General features: G+C 67.6%; 13 protein-coding genes. 7 read left to right on the top strand and 6 right to left on the bottom strand.

What is annotated here, in order from left to right; genetic code table 11:
• Window positions 1-156: 156 nt before the first annotated feature.
• From xerC to lptM, 4 genes are all read right to left on the bottom strand, one after another.
• Window positions 157-1,044 carry a tyrosine recombinase XerC gene (gene xerC, locus UU9_RS13935; RefSeq protein WP_007082405.1) on the bottom strand — a complete coding sequence of 296 codons (888 nt, stop codon included), beginning with the start codon at window positions 1,042-1,044 and terminating at the stop codon, window positions 157-159.
• A gap of 7 nt (window positions 1,045-1,051) precedes the next feature.
• Window positions 1,052-1,738 carry a DUF484 family protein gene (locus UU9_RS13930; RefSeq protein WP_007082404.1) on the bottom strand — a complete coding sequence of 229 codons (687 nt, stop codon included), beginning with the start codon at window positions 1,736-1,738 and terminating at the stop codon, window positions 1,052-1,054.
• Between the two features lie 82 nt (window positions 1,739-1,820).
• Entirely contained in the window at window positions 1,821-2,669 is an 849-nt protein-coding gene (dapF, locus tag UU9_RS13925; RefSeq protein ID WP_007082403.1) for a diaminopimelate epimerase, read from the bottom strand.
• A gap of 8 nt (window positions 2,670-2,677) precedes the next feature.
• Window positions 2,678-2,854 (bottom strand): LPS translocon maturation chaperone LptM, encoded by a 177-nt coding sequence (gene lptM, locus UU9_RS13920; RefSeq protein ID WP_007082402.1) that lies wholly within the window; start codon window positions 2,852-2,854, stop codon window positions 2,678-2,680.
• Window positions 2,855-3,004: 150 nt separating this feature from the next.
• Between lptM and UU9_RS13915 the strand changes: the two genes are divergently transcribed.
• Window positions 3,005-3,688, top strand: coding sequence for a hypothetical protein (locus UU9_RS13915; RefSeq protein WP_007082401.1), 684 nt, complete (start codon window positions 3,005-3,007; stop codon window positions 3,686-3,688).
• A 664-nt stretch (window positions 3,689-4,352) separates the two neighbouring features.
• Here UU9_RS13915 and UU9_RS13910 read toward each other — a convergent pair.
• Window positions 4,353-5,957 carry a carboxylesterase/lipase family protein gene (locus UU9_RS13910; RefSeq protein WP_007082400.1) on the bottom strand — a complete coding sequence of 535 codons (1,605 nt, stop codon included), beginning with the start codon at window positions 5,955-5,957 and terminating at the stop codon, window positions 4,353-4,355.
• Window positions 5,954-6,916 (bottom strand): alpha/beta hydrolase, encoded by a 963-nt coding sequence (locus UU9_RS13905; protein WP_007082399.1) that lies wholly within the window; start codon window positions 6,914-6,916, stop codon window positions 5,954-5,956. The genes UU9_RS13910 and UU9_RS13905 overlap by 4 nt, the downstream gene beginning before the upstream one ends.
• A gap of 164 nt (window positions 6,917-7,080) precedes the next feature.
• On the opposite strand from UU9_RS13905, the gene UU9_RS13900 reads away from it, so the two are divergent.
• From UU9_RS13900 to UU9_RS13875, 6 genes are all read left to right on the top strand, one after another.
• A complete protein-coding gene (locus UU9_RS13900; protein WP_007082398.1) occupies window positions 7,081-7,911 on the top strand; it encodes a 2-keto-4-pentenoate hydratase in 831 nt (276 codons plus the stop codon).
• Window positions 7,912-7,939: 28 nt separating this feature from the next.
• Window positions 7,940-8,959, top strand: coding sequence for a TRAP transporter substrate-binding protein (locus UU9_RS13895; protein WP_007082397.1), 1,020 nt, complete (start codon window positions 7,940-7,942; stop codon window positions 8,957-8,959).
• Between the two features lie 12 nt (window positions 8,960-8,971).
• Complete coding sequence (locus UU9_RS13890; protein WP_007082396.1) at window positions 8,972-9,484, top strand: TRAP transporter small permease; 513 nt, start codon at window positions 8,972-8,974, stop codon at window positions 9,482-9,484.
• 3 nt (window positions 9,485-9,487) lie between these two features.
• Window positions 9,488-10,771 (top strand): TRAP transporter large permease, encoded by a 1,284-nt coding sequence (locus UU9_RS13885; RefSeq protein ID WP_007082395.1) that lies wholly within the window; start codon window positions 9,488-9,490, stop codon window positions 10,769-10,771.
• 89 nt (window positions 10,772-10,860) lie between these two features.
• Window positions 10,861-12,411: a family 43 glycosylhydrolase gene (locus UU9_RS13880; RefSeq protein WP_007082394.1), complete on the top strand. Its 1,551-nt coding sequence runs from the start codon at window positions 10,861-10,863 to the stop codon at window positions 12,409-12,411.
• Between the two features lie 47 nt (window positions 12,412-12,458).
• Window positions 12,459-13,487: a LacI family DNA-binding transcriptional regulator gene (locus tag UU9_RS13875; protein ID WP_007082393.1), complete on the top strand. Its 1,029-nt coding sequence runs from the start codon at window positions 12,459-12,461 to the stop codon at window positions 13,485-13,487.
• Window positions 13,488-13,644 lie beyond the last annotated feature (157 nt).

Here is a 13,644-nt window from a genome sequence, read left to right as displayed (position 1 = left end):
AGAGGGGGCGGTGCTTGCGGGAGAGTTTGTCGGAAAGGGGCTTTTCGGCGTCGTGAGTGGCTTCGTTGTGGCTTCCACTCGGCGTGCCCCCTCTCCCTACCCTCTCCCCGCAGGGGAGAGGGAGTTACGGTGTCTTTCAACCTTGAGGCGCGGCGGTTACGGCTTGCGCTTCGCCCTTGGATGCGCCGCGTCGTACACCTTCGCCAGGTGCTGAAAATCCAGATGCGTGTAGATCTGGGTGGTGGCAATGTCGGCGTGGCCGAGCAGTTCCTGCACGGCGCGCAGGTCGCCGGAGGATTCCAGCATGTGGCTGGCGAAGGTGTGGCGCAGCAGATGGGGGTGCACGTGCTTGGGCAAGCCTTGCTGCAGGGCCAGCTTGTTCATGCGCAGCTGCACGGTGCGCGGGTTGATGGGGGCGCCGCCGCGGCCGCGGAAGATGGCGCTGTCCGGCTGCATGCCTTCGGCGGTACCCAGTGTGCGCAGCGCGCTGACGGCCGGCCGGCCGACCGGTACCACGCGGGTCTTGCCGCCCTTGCCCAGTACGCGCACTTCGCCGCCGTCGAGGTCCAGATCGATCCAGCGCAGGTTGACCAGCTCGGACAGGCGCAGGCCGCTGGAATAGAACAGCTCCAGCATGGCGCGGTCGCGCACGGCCAGTTTGCCGCCGCTGTCGGTTTCCACCAGCGCGCCGGCCTCGTCCACGTCCAGCACTTGCGGCAGTTTGCGGCGCACCTTGGGGCCGCGCACGCCGGTCAGCGGATCGTGCGCCAGCGCGCCTTCGCGGATGAGTTGGCGGAACAGGCTGCGGCAGGAGGAAAGCAGCCGCTGCAGGCTTTTTGCCGAAAGACCCGCGCGATGTTCGGCAGCGACAAAGCTGCGCATGCGGTTGGGGTCAAGCGCATCGAACGTGGCCACGCCCTGCGCCTCCATGAAACGCAGCAACTTGGCCAGGTCACGGCGGTAGGCGTCCACCGTGTGCACGGACGCCTGGCGCTCGCTGGCCAGGCGTTGCAGCCATGCGTCGACCTGGCTGGCGGGGCTCATCGCCGGCTCAGGCAACGTCCCGTGCGCGCGCCAGGGCGGCGGTGACGGTGGCGGCGATCATCTTCAGGAACAACGTGCCCATGCCGGGCTGGAAGCGGTCCGGGTCCTTGCTACCGATGGCCAGCATGCCGGTGTGGTCCAACCGCATCACCGCAGCGGAATGCACGTGATCGGCGTCATCGCCGAACAGCCGCTCCAGTTTCTGCGGCGAAAGGCGACCGGAGACGGGCTCGTGCTGTTGCAGGAAATCGGCGAACTCCGGCAGCTCGGCGGCGCCGCCGGGAACCTGCTGCAGCCACGGTGCCCGCGGCAATTCCGGCTGGTTGCCGAACAGCAGCAGGCGCACCTGGTCGGTGTGGAAATCGGCGCTTAGCTTGGCCACCACGCTGCGCGCGGTGACTTCCACCGTGTTGGCGCGCAGCAGTGCCACGGTGAGCGCATGCACGCGCTCCATCAGCTTTTCGTTGTCGGCGGCGATGGCGATCAGGTCGCCCAGCCGCCGCTCCAGCTCCGCGTTCTTGTCGCGCAGGCTCTGCAACTGGTACATCGCCAGCGACGCCACCGCGCCTTTTTCGTGCGGCATGGTGAGTTGCGCGGCCAGCTCGGGGTAATCGCTGAGGAACTGCGGATGGCTTTTCAGGTAGGCAGCCACCACGCGGCCCTGGGTGGCGTCGTCGAGCAGCGTTTCGGTCATGCGCGGTGATCCTCGAAGCTACGGGTGACGGCAGAGACGATCCGCCAGCGAACGGCCAGTGTGCGATGGACGCGGCCGCGCTTCAATGCATGGCGTCGATGGCCAGCCATTCGCCCTCGAACACGAACGCGGTCGGGCCCGTCATCCACAGGGGCTGGCCGGGGCCGGCCCAGTCGATCTGCAACGCGCCGCCGGGCAGTTCCACCGTCACCGAGTCGTCGACCTCGCCGCGCGCGCGCAGCACCGCCATGGCGGCGCAGGCGCCGGTGCCGCAGGCCAGCGTCCAGCCGGCGCCGCGCTCGTGCACGCGCAGGCGCAGGCGGCCGCGATCGATCGATTGCACGAAACCGGCGTTGACGCCTTCGGCAAAGCGCGGATGGACGGACAGCAGCGGGCCGATGCGCTCCAGCGCGGGGGCGTGCAGGTCGTGCACCGGGATCACCGCGTGCGGATTGCCCATCGACACCGCGCCGATGCGCAGCGCCTCGCCATCGGCGTCGATGGCGTAGTCGACGGCGGCGCCATCGGCCTGGAATGGAAGCCGCGCCGGATCGAACTGCGGCTCGCCCATGTCCACGGTGACCCGCTGCGGATCGAGCACGCGGATGGTGACCGCGCCGGAGGGGCTTTCGATGCGCACATCCTCGCCCAGCGCCAGCGCGCCAGCGCGGTGCAGCCAGGCCGCCACGCAACGCACGCCGTTGCCGCACTGGCCCGAGGGCGTACCGTCGGCGTTCCAGATGCCGTAATAGAACGCGCAGGTGGGATCGCGCGCCGGTTCCACGCTCAGCAACTGGTTGAAGCCGACGCCGGTGTGGCGGTCGGCCAGCGCGCGGATCTGCGCGGCATCCAGCGCGAACGGCTGCTGGCGGCAATCCAGCACCACGAAGTCATTGCCGATGCCGTGCATCTTGGAAAACGCCAGGGACATGGTCGCGCTCAGGGTTGGGCGGGCTGGGTGGCCGGAAGCACGGCGGTGCTTGCCGGCGCGGGTGCCGCCGGCGCCGGTGCGCTGGCCGGCTTGGCCGGCGGCATCACCAGCGGTCCCTTCAAGCCGCAGCCGGCAAGCGCGGCGACGGCAAGGCAAACGGGCAGCAGCAGGAGGGATCGGCGCATGTCGGTATCCGGAAGGGCGGTGGAAGGCGCCTCGGCGCCAGACTCGCGGCAGTATAGCGAGCCACCTGCTACGCCGGCCCGCTGCCGTCATCCCCGCTGCCGTTATCATGCGCAACTGCATTCGCGCATCACGCGCAACGAGGAACCACGATGGAATGGAGCACATGGCTGCGCATGCCGATGACCGTGCTGCTGGTGCTGGCGGCGCTCTTCGCGCTGGCCACGCTGGTGCAATTGGTCATGGTGCGCCAGCGATTGCACGGCGGCCGCCGGTTCGCGGCCAGCGGGCGGGCGCTGCTGTGCCTGCTGTTCTTCGCGCTGACCGTGGTGCTCGGCGGCATGGGCTACGCGCTGCGCGGCTACCGGCTGCTGGCACAGGAAAGCCCGGTGGTGGATATCGACGCGCGCATCCTGTCGCCGCAGCGCTGGGCGCTCACCCTGAGCTGGCCCGACGGCAGCACGCGGCAAGTGCAGCTGGCCGGTGACGACTGGCGGGTGGAGGCGGTGGTGCTGAAATGGAAGTTGCCGGCACTGCTAAGTGGTTTGCCGCCGCTGTATCGGCTCGATCGGTTGTCCGGCCGCTACGACGATCCGGAGCAGGAAGCCACCGCGCCGCGGACGGTGATCAGTTTTCGCCCCACCGATGGTTTCGACCTGCTGAGTCTCAAGCGCAGCTATCCGCAATGGCTGCCCGAGGTGGACACCGTGTTCGGCAGCGGCGCGTATTTGCCGCTGGTGGATGAGGGCCATTACAGCGTCAGTTTGATGCGCACCGGTGCGCTGGTGGCGCGACCGGATGAGGCGACGGCGGCGCGCATCGCCAGCCCGCTGTAAACCTCAAAAGCTTGTTCCCCGCTTGCGGGGGAAGGGACACCTCGCGCGGGGACCAACGCTTGCTTCCCCCGCCTGCGGGGGAAGCTGCCCGAAGGGCTGATGGGGGGCTTTTCGTTCTTGCGGGAAGGCACAGATCAAGAGCGCCCTCTTCCGCCTTCGGCACCTTCTCCCGCGAGCGGGAGAAGGGAAAGCTTGCCCCCATCCGCCCTGCCGGGCACCTTCCCCCGCAAGCGGGGGAAGGAACATCTCGCGCAACGGCTAAAGCTTGCTTCCCCCGCCTGCGGGGGAAGCTGCCCGAAGGGCTGATGGGGGGGCTTTTCGCTCCTGCGGGAAGGCGCAGATCAAGAGCGCCCTCTTCCGCCTTCGGCACCTTCTCCCGCAAGCGGGAGAAGGGAAAGTGCGCCCCCATCCGCCCTGTCGGGCACCTTCCCCCGCGAGCGGGGGAAGGAACATCTCGCGCAGGGACCAACGCTTGCTTCCCCCGCCTGCGGGGGAAGCTGCCCGGAGGGCTGATGGGGGGCTTTTCGTTCTTGCGGGGAAAGCGCAGATCAAGAGCGCCCTCTTCCGCCTTCGGCACCTTCTCCCGCGAGCGGGAGAAGGGAAAGTGCGCCCCCATCCGCCCTGTCGGGCACCTTCCCCCGCGAGCGGGGGAAGGAATTTCGCTTTAGAACGTGCCGCGCTGAATGAAGGGGACCTGGGCGTAGAGGCGGCGTTCGGCGCCGCGGGGGTCGTCGGCCTGGCGGGTATCGGTGTCGAACAGCATGGTTTGCCGGCGGGCCAGCGAATAAGCGTCCCAGTGCGGCAGGCCCTTGTGGTTGGGGTTGCCGTGGCGGGCCAGTGCCAGCAGGGCGTCGCTCATCGCATCGGCCATGCGCGTGGCGTCGTCGCTGCCGCCGGTGCGTGAGCCGGGTTGCCGCGGGTTGTTGAAAACCAGCGGGATGTCCAGCGTGTGGAACGCGCGCAGCCTGGCAGCGTCGCCATGGCGGTCGTACCAGTCCAGCTCGTACGCCCAGGTGGGTGCTTCCTGCCGCGCGCGGGCTTCGAGTTCCTCGACGGCGCCGCGCCAGGAGCGGCCGGCGGTGGTGGCGGCGAAGAACACATCGGACGGTGTGTAGTCGGGGTACAGGCGGCGGTATTCGGCGATCACCACGGACGGCAGCAGGTCCACGTATTGCTGCTTTTCCAGCTTGGCCGGCAGATCGTCCCAGGTCAGGTTGAAGTTGGCCGGGTCGTGGCCCAGAAAAGCGCGGGTTTCGTCGTGGGTGTTGCCGATGACCATGGGGATGCCGGCCGATTGCGCCGGTGCCTGCGGCCAGAACGGGTGCGTCGGCAACACCTGCGAATCCAGCACCGGGCCGAGGTACAGGTTGGTGCTTTCCATGCGCGAGGGATCGCGGATCTTCATCGCCTGCAACAGTTTTTCCAGCGGCATGCGGCGCAAGGCGTCGGCGTCGACGTGGAAGTGATCCAGCACCAGTTGCGCGCGCTGGCTGGCAGCGCGCGGGCCGGCGGCGGTGACCTGCTGGCCGCTCATGGTCCAGGCGCGGTGGAACAGGCCCTTGGCTTCCGGCATCGCCATCAGGGTGGCGATCTTGGCGCCGCCGCCGGATTGGCCGAACACGGTGACATTGTCCGCGTCGCCACCGAATTCGGCGGCGTGCTGTTGCACCCACTGCAAGGCCTGGATCAGGTCGAGCTGGCCCACGTTGCCGGAGTCGGCGAACGCTGCACCGCCGAGCTGGGCCAGGTACAGATAGCCGAACAGGTTGAGCCGGTGGTTGAGGGTGATCACCACCACGTCGCCGCGCTGGCTCAGGTGGGTGCCGTCGTAGAGCGGATCGCTGCCGGAGCCATTGCTGAAGGCGCCGCCGTGGATATACACCAGCACCGGCCGCTTGCCGCCATCGCGCAGGGCCGGCGTCCACACGTTGAGGTAGAGGCAATCCTCGCTGCCCGGCCCTTCGGCGCTGGTTTGCGGCGCGGCGGGGCCGTAATCGAACGCGTCGCGAACGCCGCGCCACGGCAGCTCCTGCACGGCGCGCTGGAACCGGCGCGGCGCCGTGTCGGCGCCATACGGGATGCCCCGAAACACGTGGATACCCTGCTCCAGTTGCCCCGCGACGCGGCCGCTGCGCAGGCGGGCGATCGGGCTGGATTTACTGCTGCCCGAACCGGCCATGGCGACGGCCGGCAAGGCGACGGCCAGCGAGCCGAAGGCGCTGGCGCGCAGGAAGTGGCGGCGTTGCGGGTCCATCGGTGCGGCGCTCATGGCGAAACCTTCTCGGGTTGCGTGGCGATCCAGTCCAACGCCAGCCGCGGCCAGGCGGCCGTGGTCAGGCCGTGCGTGCCGCGCACGCCGAAACCGTGGCCGCCGTGGGGAAACAGGTGCATCTCGGTGGGCACACCCGCACGCAGCAGGGCGCGGTAAAACTGCAGCGCGTTGCCTACCGGCACGGCCGGGTCGTCCTGCGCGTGAACCAGGAAGGTGGGCGGCGTGTCGGGCCGCACCAGGTCTTGCATCGAGTACTGGCGCAGCAGTTGCGCATCCGGATGGGGGCCCAGCAGCCGATCGCGCGAGCCGCCATGCGTGTCCGGCCCGGCCATGTCGATCACCGGATAGATCAGCAGCTCGAAATCCGGCCGCGCGCTGACCTGGTCGATGGTATCGGTGGCCGGGTAAACCGTCTTGTCGAAACCGGTGCCCAGCCGCGCGGCCAGGTGGCCGCCGGCGGAAAAGCCCATCACCCCGATGCGATGCGGGTCGAGTCGCCATTGCGCGGCGCGGCTGCGGATCAGCCGCAGCGCACGCTGCGCATCGGCCAGCGCGGCCTCGCGGTCGGCGCGGCCTTCGCCGGGCAGGCGGTAGCGCAGCACGAACAAAGTCACGCCGCCCTGCTCGACGAAGGCCGGCGCCATCGCCGAACCCTCCTTGTCCAGCACTACCCGCTTGTAGCCACCACCTGGCGTGACCAGCAGGCCGACGCCGTTGGGCCGGGCCGGGCGATAGACGACCAGATACGGCTCGCTGACGTGGGTGACGTAGCGATCCGGCAGGGCCGGATCGGTGCTGCGCTCGACCAGTTGCAGCGGCTGGGCGAGCGCTTTGTCTCCCGGTGCCAATCCGGCCGGCCACAGGTTGATCCGGTCGGCCGAGCCGGGCGCCGGCTCACCGTCGGCGGTGGCTGCCGCCAACGGGACGAAGGAACAGAGAAACAGCGTCAATACCATGACAAACAGTCGCTTGCACCGATGCGATGGGGACATGTGCGGCTCCGTGATGAGCGGGAGTGGGCGAAATTTGTGCACTGCCTATTGCCAGATGACACCGGTTGACCATATATAGCAATCACCGTATTGTCGATGGGCAGTGCAGCAACCATCAGGAGAGTCACTTGAGCAACGAGCAAGGTCACCGGAACGCGACCGTTTCCGCCTGGGAAGACATTGCCCACCGATTCGTGGAAGCGCGGCGCGCCGGTCGATCACTGCCGGATTTCCCCGGCGAGATTCCGCCGGATCTGGTCAGCGCCTATCAGGTGCAGGACCTGGCCATCGCCCAGTGGGACGATGTGGTGGTGGGCTGGAAGATCGGCTACATCGCCCCCGATCGCCGTGATGTTTCCGGCGACGAACGTCTGCTGGGCCCCATTTTCCGTCGCAATCTGTGGAATGCCACCGGTGCCATCGTGGATATCCCGGTGTTTTCCGGCGCCGGTGGTTTTGCCGCGGTGGAAGCGGAATACGTGCTGCAACTGGAAGCGGATGCGCCGGCCGACAAGCTGGAGTGGACGCCGGAGGAAGCGGGGCTGTTGCCCACCCGGCTGCATGTCGGCGTGGAAGTGGCCAGCAGCCCGCTGGCCACGATCAACAAACTGGGCCCGCGCGTGGTGGTGTCCGATTTCGGCAACAACAACGGCCTGGTGCTGGGGCCGGAAATCGACCACTGGACGACGTGCGACGAATCGAAGCTCACCGCGCGCACCGAGATCGACGGCGTGGTGGTGGGCACCGGCGGCGCGGCGAATCTGCCGGGTGGATTGCGCGGTGCCTTCGCCTTCGCCCTGCGTCGCTCGGCCCTGCGCGGCCGGCCACTGAAAAAGGGCGACCTGATCGCCACCGGCAACGCCACCGGCATTCATGACATCGACGTGGGCCAGCTGGCGCTGATCGATTTCGGCAGTACCAAGATCGTCTGTCGGGCCACGCCCAGCCCCGCCGGCTGAGGAACAAGATCATGCAGGGGAGGGGGAAATGATTACACGTCGCGGTTTTCTCGGTGCCGGCCTGGGCACGCTGGCCGCCTCCGCCCTGGCCGCCTGTTCCAACGGCGCCTCGGCCGGCATGGGCGGCAAGGACAGTGCCGGCGGCAAGCTGCTGACCGCGTCGGATGTGCATGTCGCCAACTACCCCACCGTGACCGCGGTCGACTGGATCGGCAAGGAACTGGAGCGGCAGACCGACGGCCGCCTGCGCCTGCGCATGTATCACTCCGGCCAGCTCGGCCGCGAGTCGGAGGCGATCGACATGGCGCGCTTCGGCGCCATCGACATCACCCGCGTGTATTCGGGCGCCTTGAACAACGCGTTCCCGCTGACCCAGGCACTGTGCCTGCCCTACGTGTTCGACTCGGTGGCGCACATGCGCCACGCGCTGGACGGCGGCGTCGCCGCGGCCGTGCTGCGCGGTTTCGAGAGTCGCGACCTGATCGGCCTGGCCATCTACGACTCGGGCACGCGCAACTTCTACAACACCAAGCACCCGATCGTGGAACCGAAAGACCTGCACGGCCTGAAACTGCGCGTGGCCCGTTCGGACATCTTCCTGGAGCTGATCCGCATGTTCGGCGCCAACCCCACGCCGATGTCGCTCGGCGACACGTTCTCGGGGCTGGAGACGCACATGATCGATGGTGCCGAGAACAACATGATCAGCTTCCAGTCCAGCCGGCATTACGAGTCGGCGCGCTATTGGTCGGAAACCGAACACTCGTACGCGCCGGACATCCTGCTGATGTCGCGGCGCAATTTCGAAAAGCTGACGCCGTCCGATCGCGAGCTGCTGCTGGATCTGGGCCGCCGCTCGGTCACCGTCATGCGCCAGCAGTGGGACGCCACCGAGGGCAAGGCGCGGCAGACGGTGCTGGCGCACGGCGTGAAAGCCAACGCGGTGGACATGGTCGCGTTCCGCACGGCGGCGGCGCCGTTGCTGCAGGAGTACCTGAAGCAGCCGGACGTTGCCGAAATCTATCGCCGTATCCGCGAATTCGTCTGAGGGTTGGCATCGATGTCTGAAACTGACAACCACGCGACAGGCCCCCAGCGGTGGCTGGAAGTGCTTGCGCGCATCGCCATCCACATCGCCGCGTTCGCCATGCTTGGCCTGGTGGCCGTGCAGGGCTGGCAGGTGTTTGCCCGCTACGTCATCAACGATTCGCCGGGCTGGACCGAGCCGCTGACGATCCTGCTGCTGAGCACGGCGATGAGCCTGGGCGCCGCCGCGGCGGTGCACAGCAACCGTCATTTCGGCTTCTTCCTGCTGGCCGGCGCGCTCGGCCCGCGACTCAAGCGCGCGCTGGAAGTGGTGGTGGAGATCGTGGTCGCCACCATCGGCGCCGTGCTGGCGTGGTGGGGCTGGATGCTGTGGATGGATGGCGTGCACATCAAGACGGCCGGCGCGGATTTCCCGCAAAGCATCAACTACCTGCCGCTGTGCATCGGCGGCGCGCTGATGCTGGTGTTCGCGATCAATCGGCTGGTGCTGGCCTTGCGCCCCACGACCACTGAAGGGGACCACTGAGCCATGGGCATTGCGATTCTTTTCATCGTCTTCGGTGTGCTGCTGGTGCTTGGCGTGCCGGTGGCTTTCTCGCTGGCGGCGGCGGCGCTGGCCACGCTGTGGTATCTGGATCTGCCGGCGGTGGTGCTCGTGCAGCAGATCGGTGCGGGTATCGGCACGGCGTCGCTGGTCGCCATTCCGCTGTTCATTTTCGCGGGCGAGATCATGATGCGCGGCGGCATCTCGGAGCGCCTGATCGCGTTCGCCGCCTCGCTGGTGGGGCGCCTGCGCGGCGGCCTGGGCCAGGTGTCGATCCTGTCCTCGCTGTTCTTCGGCGGCGTTTCCGGCTCGGCCATCGCCGATGTGTCGGCGGTGGGCGGCACCATGATTCCGCAGATGGTCAAGCGCGGCTACGACCGGGATTTCGCGGTCAACGTCAGCATCACGGCGGCGCTGGTGGCGCTGGTGGTGCCGCCATCGCACAACCTGATCCTGTTCTCGGCCGCTGCCGGTGGCAGCATTTCCATCAGCGACCTGTTCGCCGCCGGCATCCTGCCCGCGCTGCTGATGACCGTGGTGCTGATGGTGACCGGCTACTGCGTGGCGCGTCGGCGTGGTTATGGCGTGGAAGCGTTCCCCGGCTTTCGCAAGGTGGCGAAGCTGCTGATCGCGGCGCTGCCCGGGCTGGGACTGGTGGCGCTGATCTTCATCGGTATCCGCGCCGGCATCTTCACGGCGGTGGAGTCGGCGGCGATCGCGGTGGTCTACGCGTTGTTCGTCACCGGCGTGCTGTATCGCAATTTCAGTTTCCGCGGCTTCCTGGACACCGTGGTGCACGCGGCGCAGGGCACCGGCGTGATCCTGTTCGTGATCGCCACGGCGGCGGTGTTCGGCTGGCTGCTGGCCTATCTTGAAGTGCCGGTGGCGATGGTGAATTTCCTGGGCATGATCGCCCACGACCAGACCACCGTGCTGCTGATGATCGTGGTGCTGCTGCTGATCCTGGGCACGTTCATGGATCTGGCGCCGATGATCCTGATCTGCACGCCGATTTTCCTGCCCGTGGTGAAGGCCTATGGCGTCGACCCGGTCCACTTCGCGATGGTGCTGGTGATCAGCGGCGGCATCGGCCTGGTGACGCCGCCGGTGGGCTCGGTGCTGTTCATCGGCACTGCCATCGGCAAGATCAGCGTCGCCGAATCCATGAAGACGATCTGGCCGTTCTGGCTGGCGGCCGTGGCCGGTCTGCTGGTGGTGACCTTCTTCCCGCAGCTGTCGCTGTGGCTGCCGGCGCTGATGCGGCACTGACAAGCGAGCACCCCATGAATCCACGATCCATCGCACGGTTACTCCCCAGCCACGGACGGCTTTTTGATACGACATGCAGGCGCCTGCTGATGCTGGTCGCCTGCATGGTGATGGCCGGCCCCGCGTTGGCCGCCGACACAACGCAACCCTGGAAGCGCGGCATTGAGCACCAGCGCATGGCCGACCTGGGCAATGGCAGCTTCCTCAACCCGGTGTTGTCCGGCGACCACCCCGATCCGTCCGTGCTCAAGGACGGCAAGGATTACTACCTCACGCTGTCCTCGTTCGACGCCTACCCGGGCCTGCCGATCTGGCACTCGCGCGACCTGGTGAACTGGCAGCCGCTGGGCCATGCGATCCGCACCGACGTGGGGTCGATCTGGGCGCCGGACCTGGTCAAGTACAAGGGCCGCTACTACATCTACTTCGCGGCGCGCACGGCCGACAAGCGCGACAACTTCGTGGTCTGGGCCGACGCCATCGACGGTCCCTGGAGCGAGCCCGTCAGCCTGGGTCTGCCCACCTACATCGACCCCGGCCACGCGGTGGGCGAGGACGGCAAGCGCTACCTGTTCCTCTCCGGCGGCGACTACGTGCAACTGGCCGACGACGGCCTCAGCGTGGTCGGCACGCCCAAACACGTCTACGACGGCTGGCATTACCCGGAAAGCTGGGACGTGGAGAGCTACTCACAGGAAGGCCCCAAGATCAGCCGGCACGATGGCTGGTTCTACATGACCACCGCGGTGGGCGGCACCGCCGGCCCGCCGACCGGGCACATGGTGATCAGCGCCCGTTCGCGCTCCATCCACGGGCCATGGCAGAACTCGCCGTACAACCCGATCGTGCGCACCGTCAGCCGTGACGAGCCATGGTGGTCCCGCGGTCACGCCACTGTGGTCGAGGGCATCGACGGACGCGACTGGATGGTCTACCACGGCTACGAAAACGGCTATTACACGCTGGGCCGGCAGATGCTGCTGGACCCGATCGCGTGGACGGCCGACGGCTGGTTCGTGGCCAAGGGCGGCGACCTGGGCCAGCCACTGGCCAAGCCGGCCGGCGAGGCCCTGCCCCACGGCATGGCGCTGTCGGACGGTTTCAGCGGCGACCGGCTCGGCCCGCAATGGGCGTTCTTCAAGCCCGGCCCCGACGAGTACCGACGTCTGTCCTTCAAGGACGGCGACCTCGCCGTGCAGGGCAAGGGCCATTCCCCGCGCGACAGCTCGCCGCTGACGGTCATCGCCGGCGACCGGGCCTACGAGTTCGAAGTGGAAATGGAGATCGCCCCCGGCGCCACCGGCGGCGCCCTGCTGTTCTACAGCGACCGCCTGTATGCGGGCGTGGGCAGCAACGGCGAACAGTTCATCCTGCACCGCTATGGCGAGGACCGCCCCGCGTCACTGCCGCCCAGCCGCACGGGCGGAAAACTGTGGTTGCGGGTCACCAACAACCGCAACATCCTGACGGTGCACACTTCGCAGGATGGCCAGCATTGGCAGAAGTATCCCGTGCAAATGGACGTCTCGGGTTACCATCACAATGTGGCCGGTGGCTTCCTGGCCCTGAAACCGGCGATCTATGCGGCCGGCACCGGGGCTGTGACATTCCACCATTTCCGTTACCGCGCGCTGGACTGAAACCCGATGGTCGAAAGGCCCGCGCAGAAGGATTCCAAAGGATTCCCTTGAGCAAGAAGGCCGATTCCAAAACCGTGACGATCAACGACATCGCACGGCTGTCGGGTGTTTCCAAGAAAACCGTTTCGCGCATCATCAACAACTCGCCGCTGGTGCGCAAAGACACCCGCGACAAGGTCGAGGCGTTGATGCGCGAGGTCGGTTACGCGCCCGACCCGATGGCACGCGGGCTGGCGTTCCGGCGCTCGTTCCTGATCGGCATGGTGTACGACAACCCCACCGCCCAGTACGTGGTGGACATGCAGTACGGCGCGCTCGACGCGCTGCGCGGGTCCAGCTTCGAACTGGTGGTGCACCCCTGCGATTCACGCAGCGCCGATTACATCGAGGGCGTGCGCCGGTTTGCGCAACAGCACAAGCTGCACGGCGTGATCCTGGTGCCGCGCGCTTCGGAAGATCAGGCGCTGGTCGAGATGCTCAAGGACATCGGCTGCCGTTACGTGCGGATCGCCGCAGTACCGATGGACGAAACCTCGCAGACGGTGATCACCCACGACCGCGACGGCGCGGCGGAAGCGGCGGACTACCTGCTGTCACTGGGCCACCGCGACGTGGCCCTGATCACCGGCCCCGTGGCCTACCGTTCCACGCTGGAGCGCTCCGCCGGCTTCCTCGACGCCTTGCGCAAGCGCGGCATCACCTTGCCGGAAGATCGTATCGTCGAGGCCGGCTACACCTTCGAATCCGGCCTGGCGGCGGCCGAAAAACTGCTGCTGGGCGACCGCCGCCCCACCGCCATCTTCACCGGCAACGACGAAATGGCCGCGGGTGTGTACAAAGTGGCCCTGCGCGCCGGCATCGACATTCCGCGCGAACTGTCGGTGATCGGCTACGACGACAGCTCGCTGGCCTCACGCCTGTCGCCCTCGCTGACCTCGGTTCGCCGCAACACCCGTGACACCGGGCGTACAGCGGCCGCCATGCTGCTCCAGCCTGAAGGCCAGGGGCCGTTGGCATCCGCCAGCGTGCGGCCGCATGTGGTCGTTCGCGACTCCTGCCAGCCGCCGCAACGTTAGGGCTTTGCGCTTCCTTCCCCTGCCTGCGGGGGAAGGTGCCCGAAGGGCGGAAGGGGGCCAGCACCCCGAACGCGCGACATATGGAACGCGCTCTTGATTTGGCGTGGAAAAGCCAACAGCAGCGCGGCTTTGCCGCGCGCCCCCATCCGCCTTCGGC

The organism is Rhodanobacter fulvus Jip2 (assembly GCF_000264315.1).
GTDB lineage: Bacteria > Pseudomonadota > Gammaproteobacteria > Xanthomonadales > Rhodanobacteraceae > Rhodanobacter > Rhodanobacter fulvus.
Note: the sequence above shows the minus strand (reverse complement) of the source record. Positions and strands in the feature narration are given on the sequence as shown.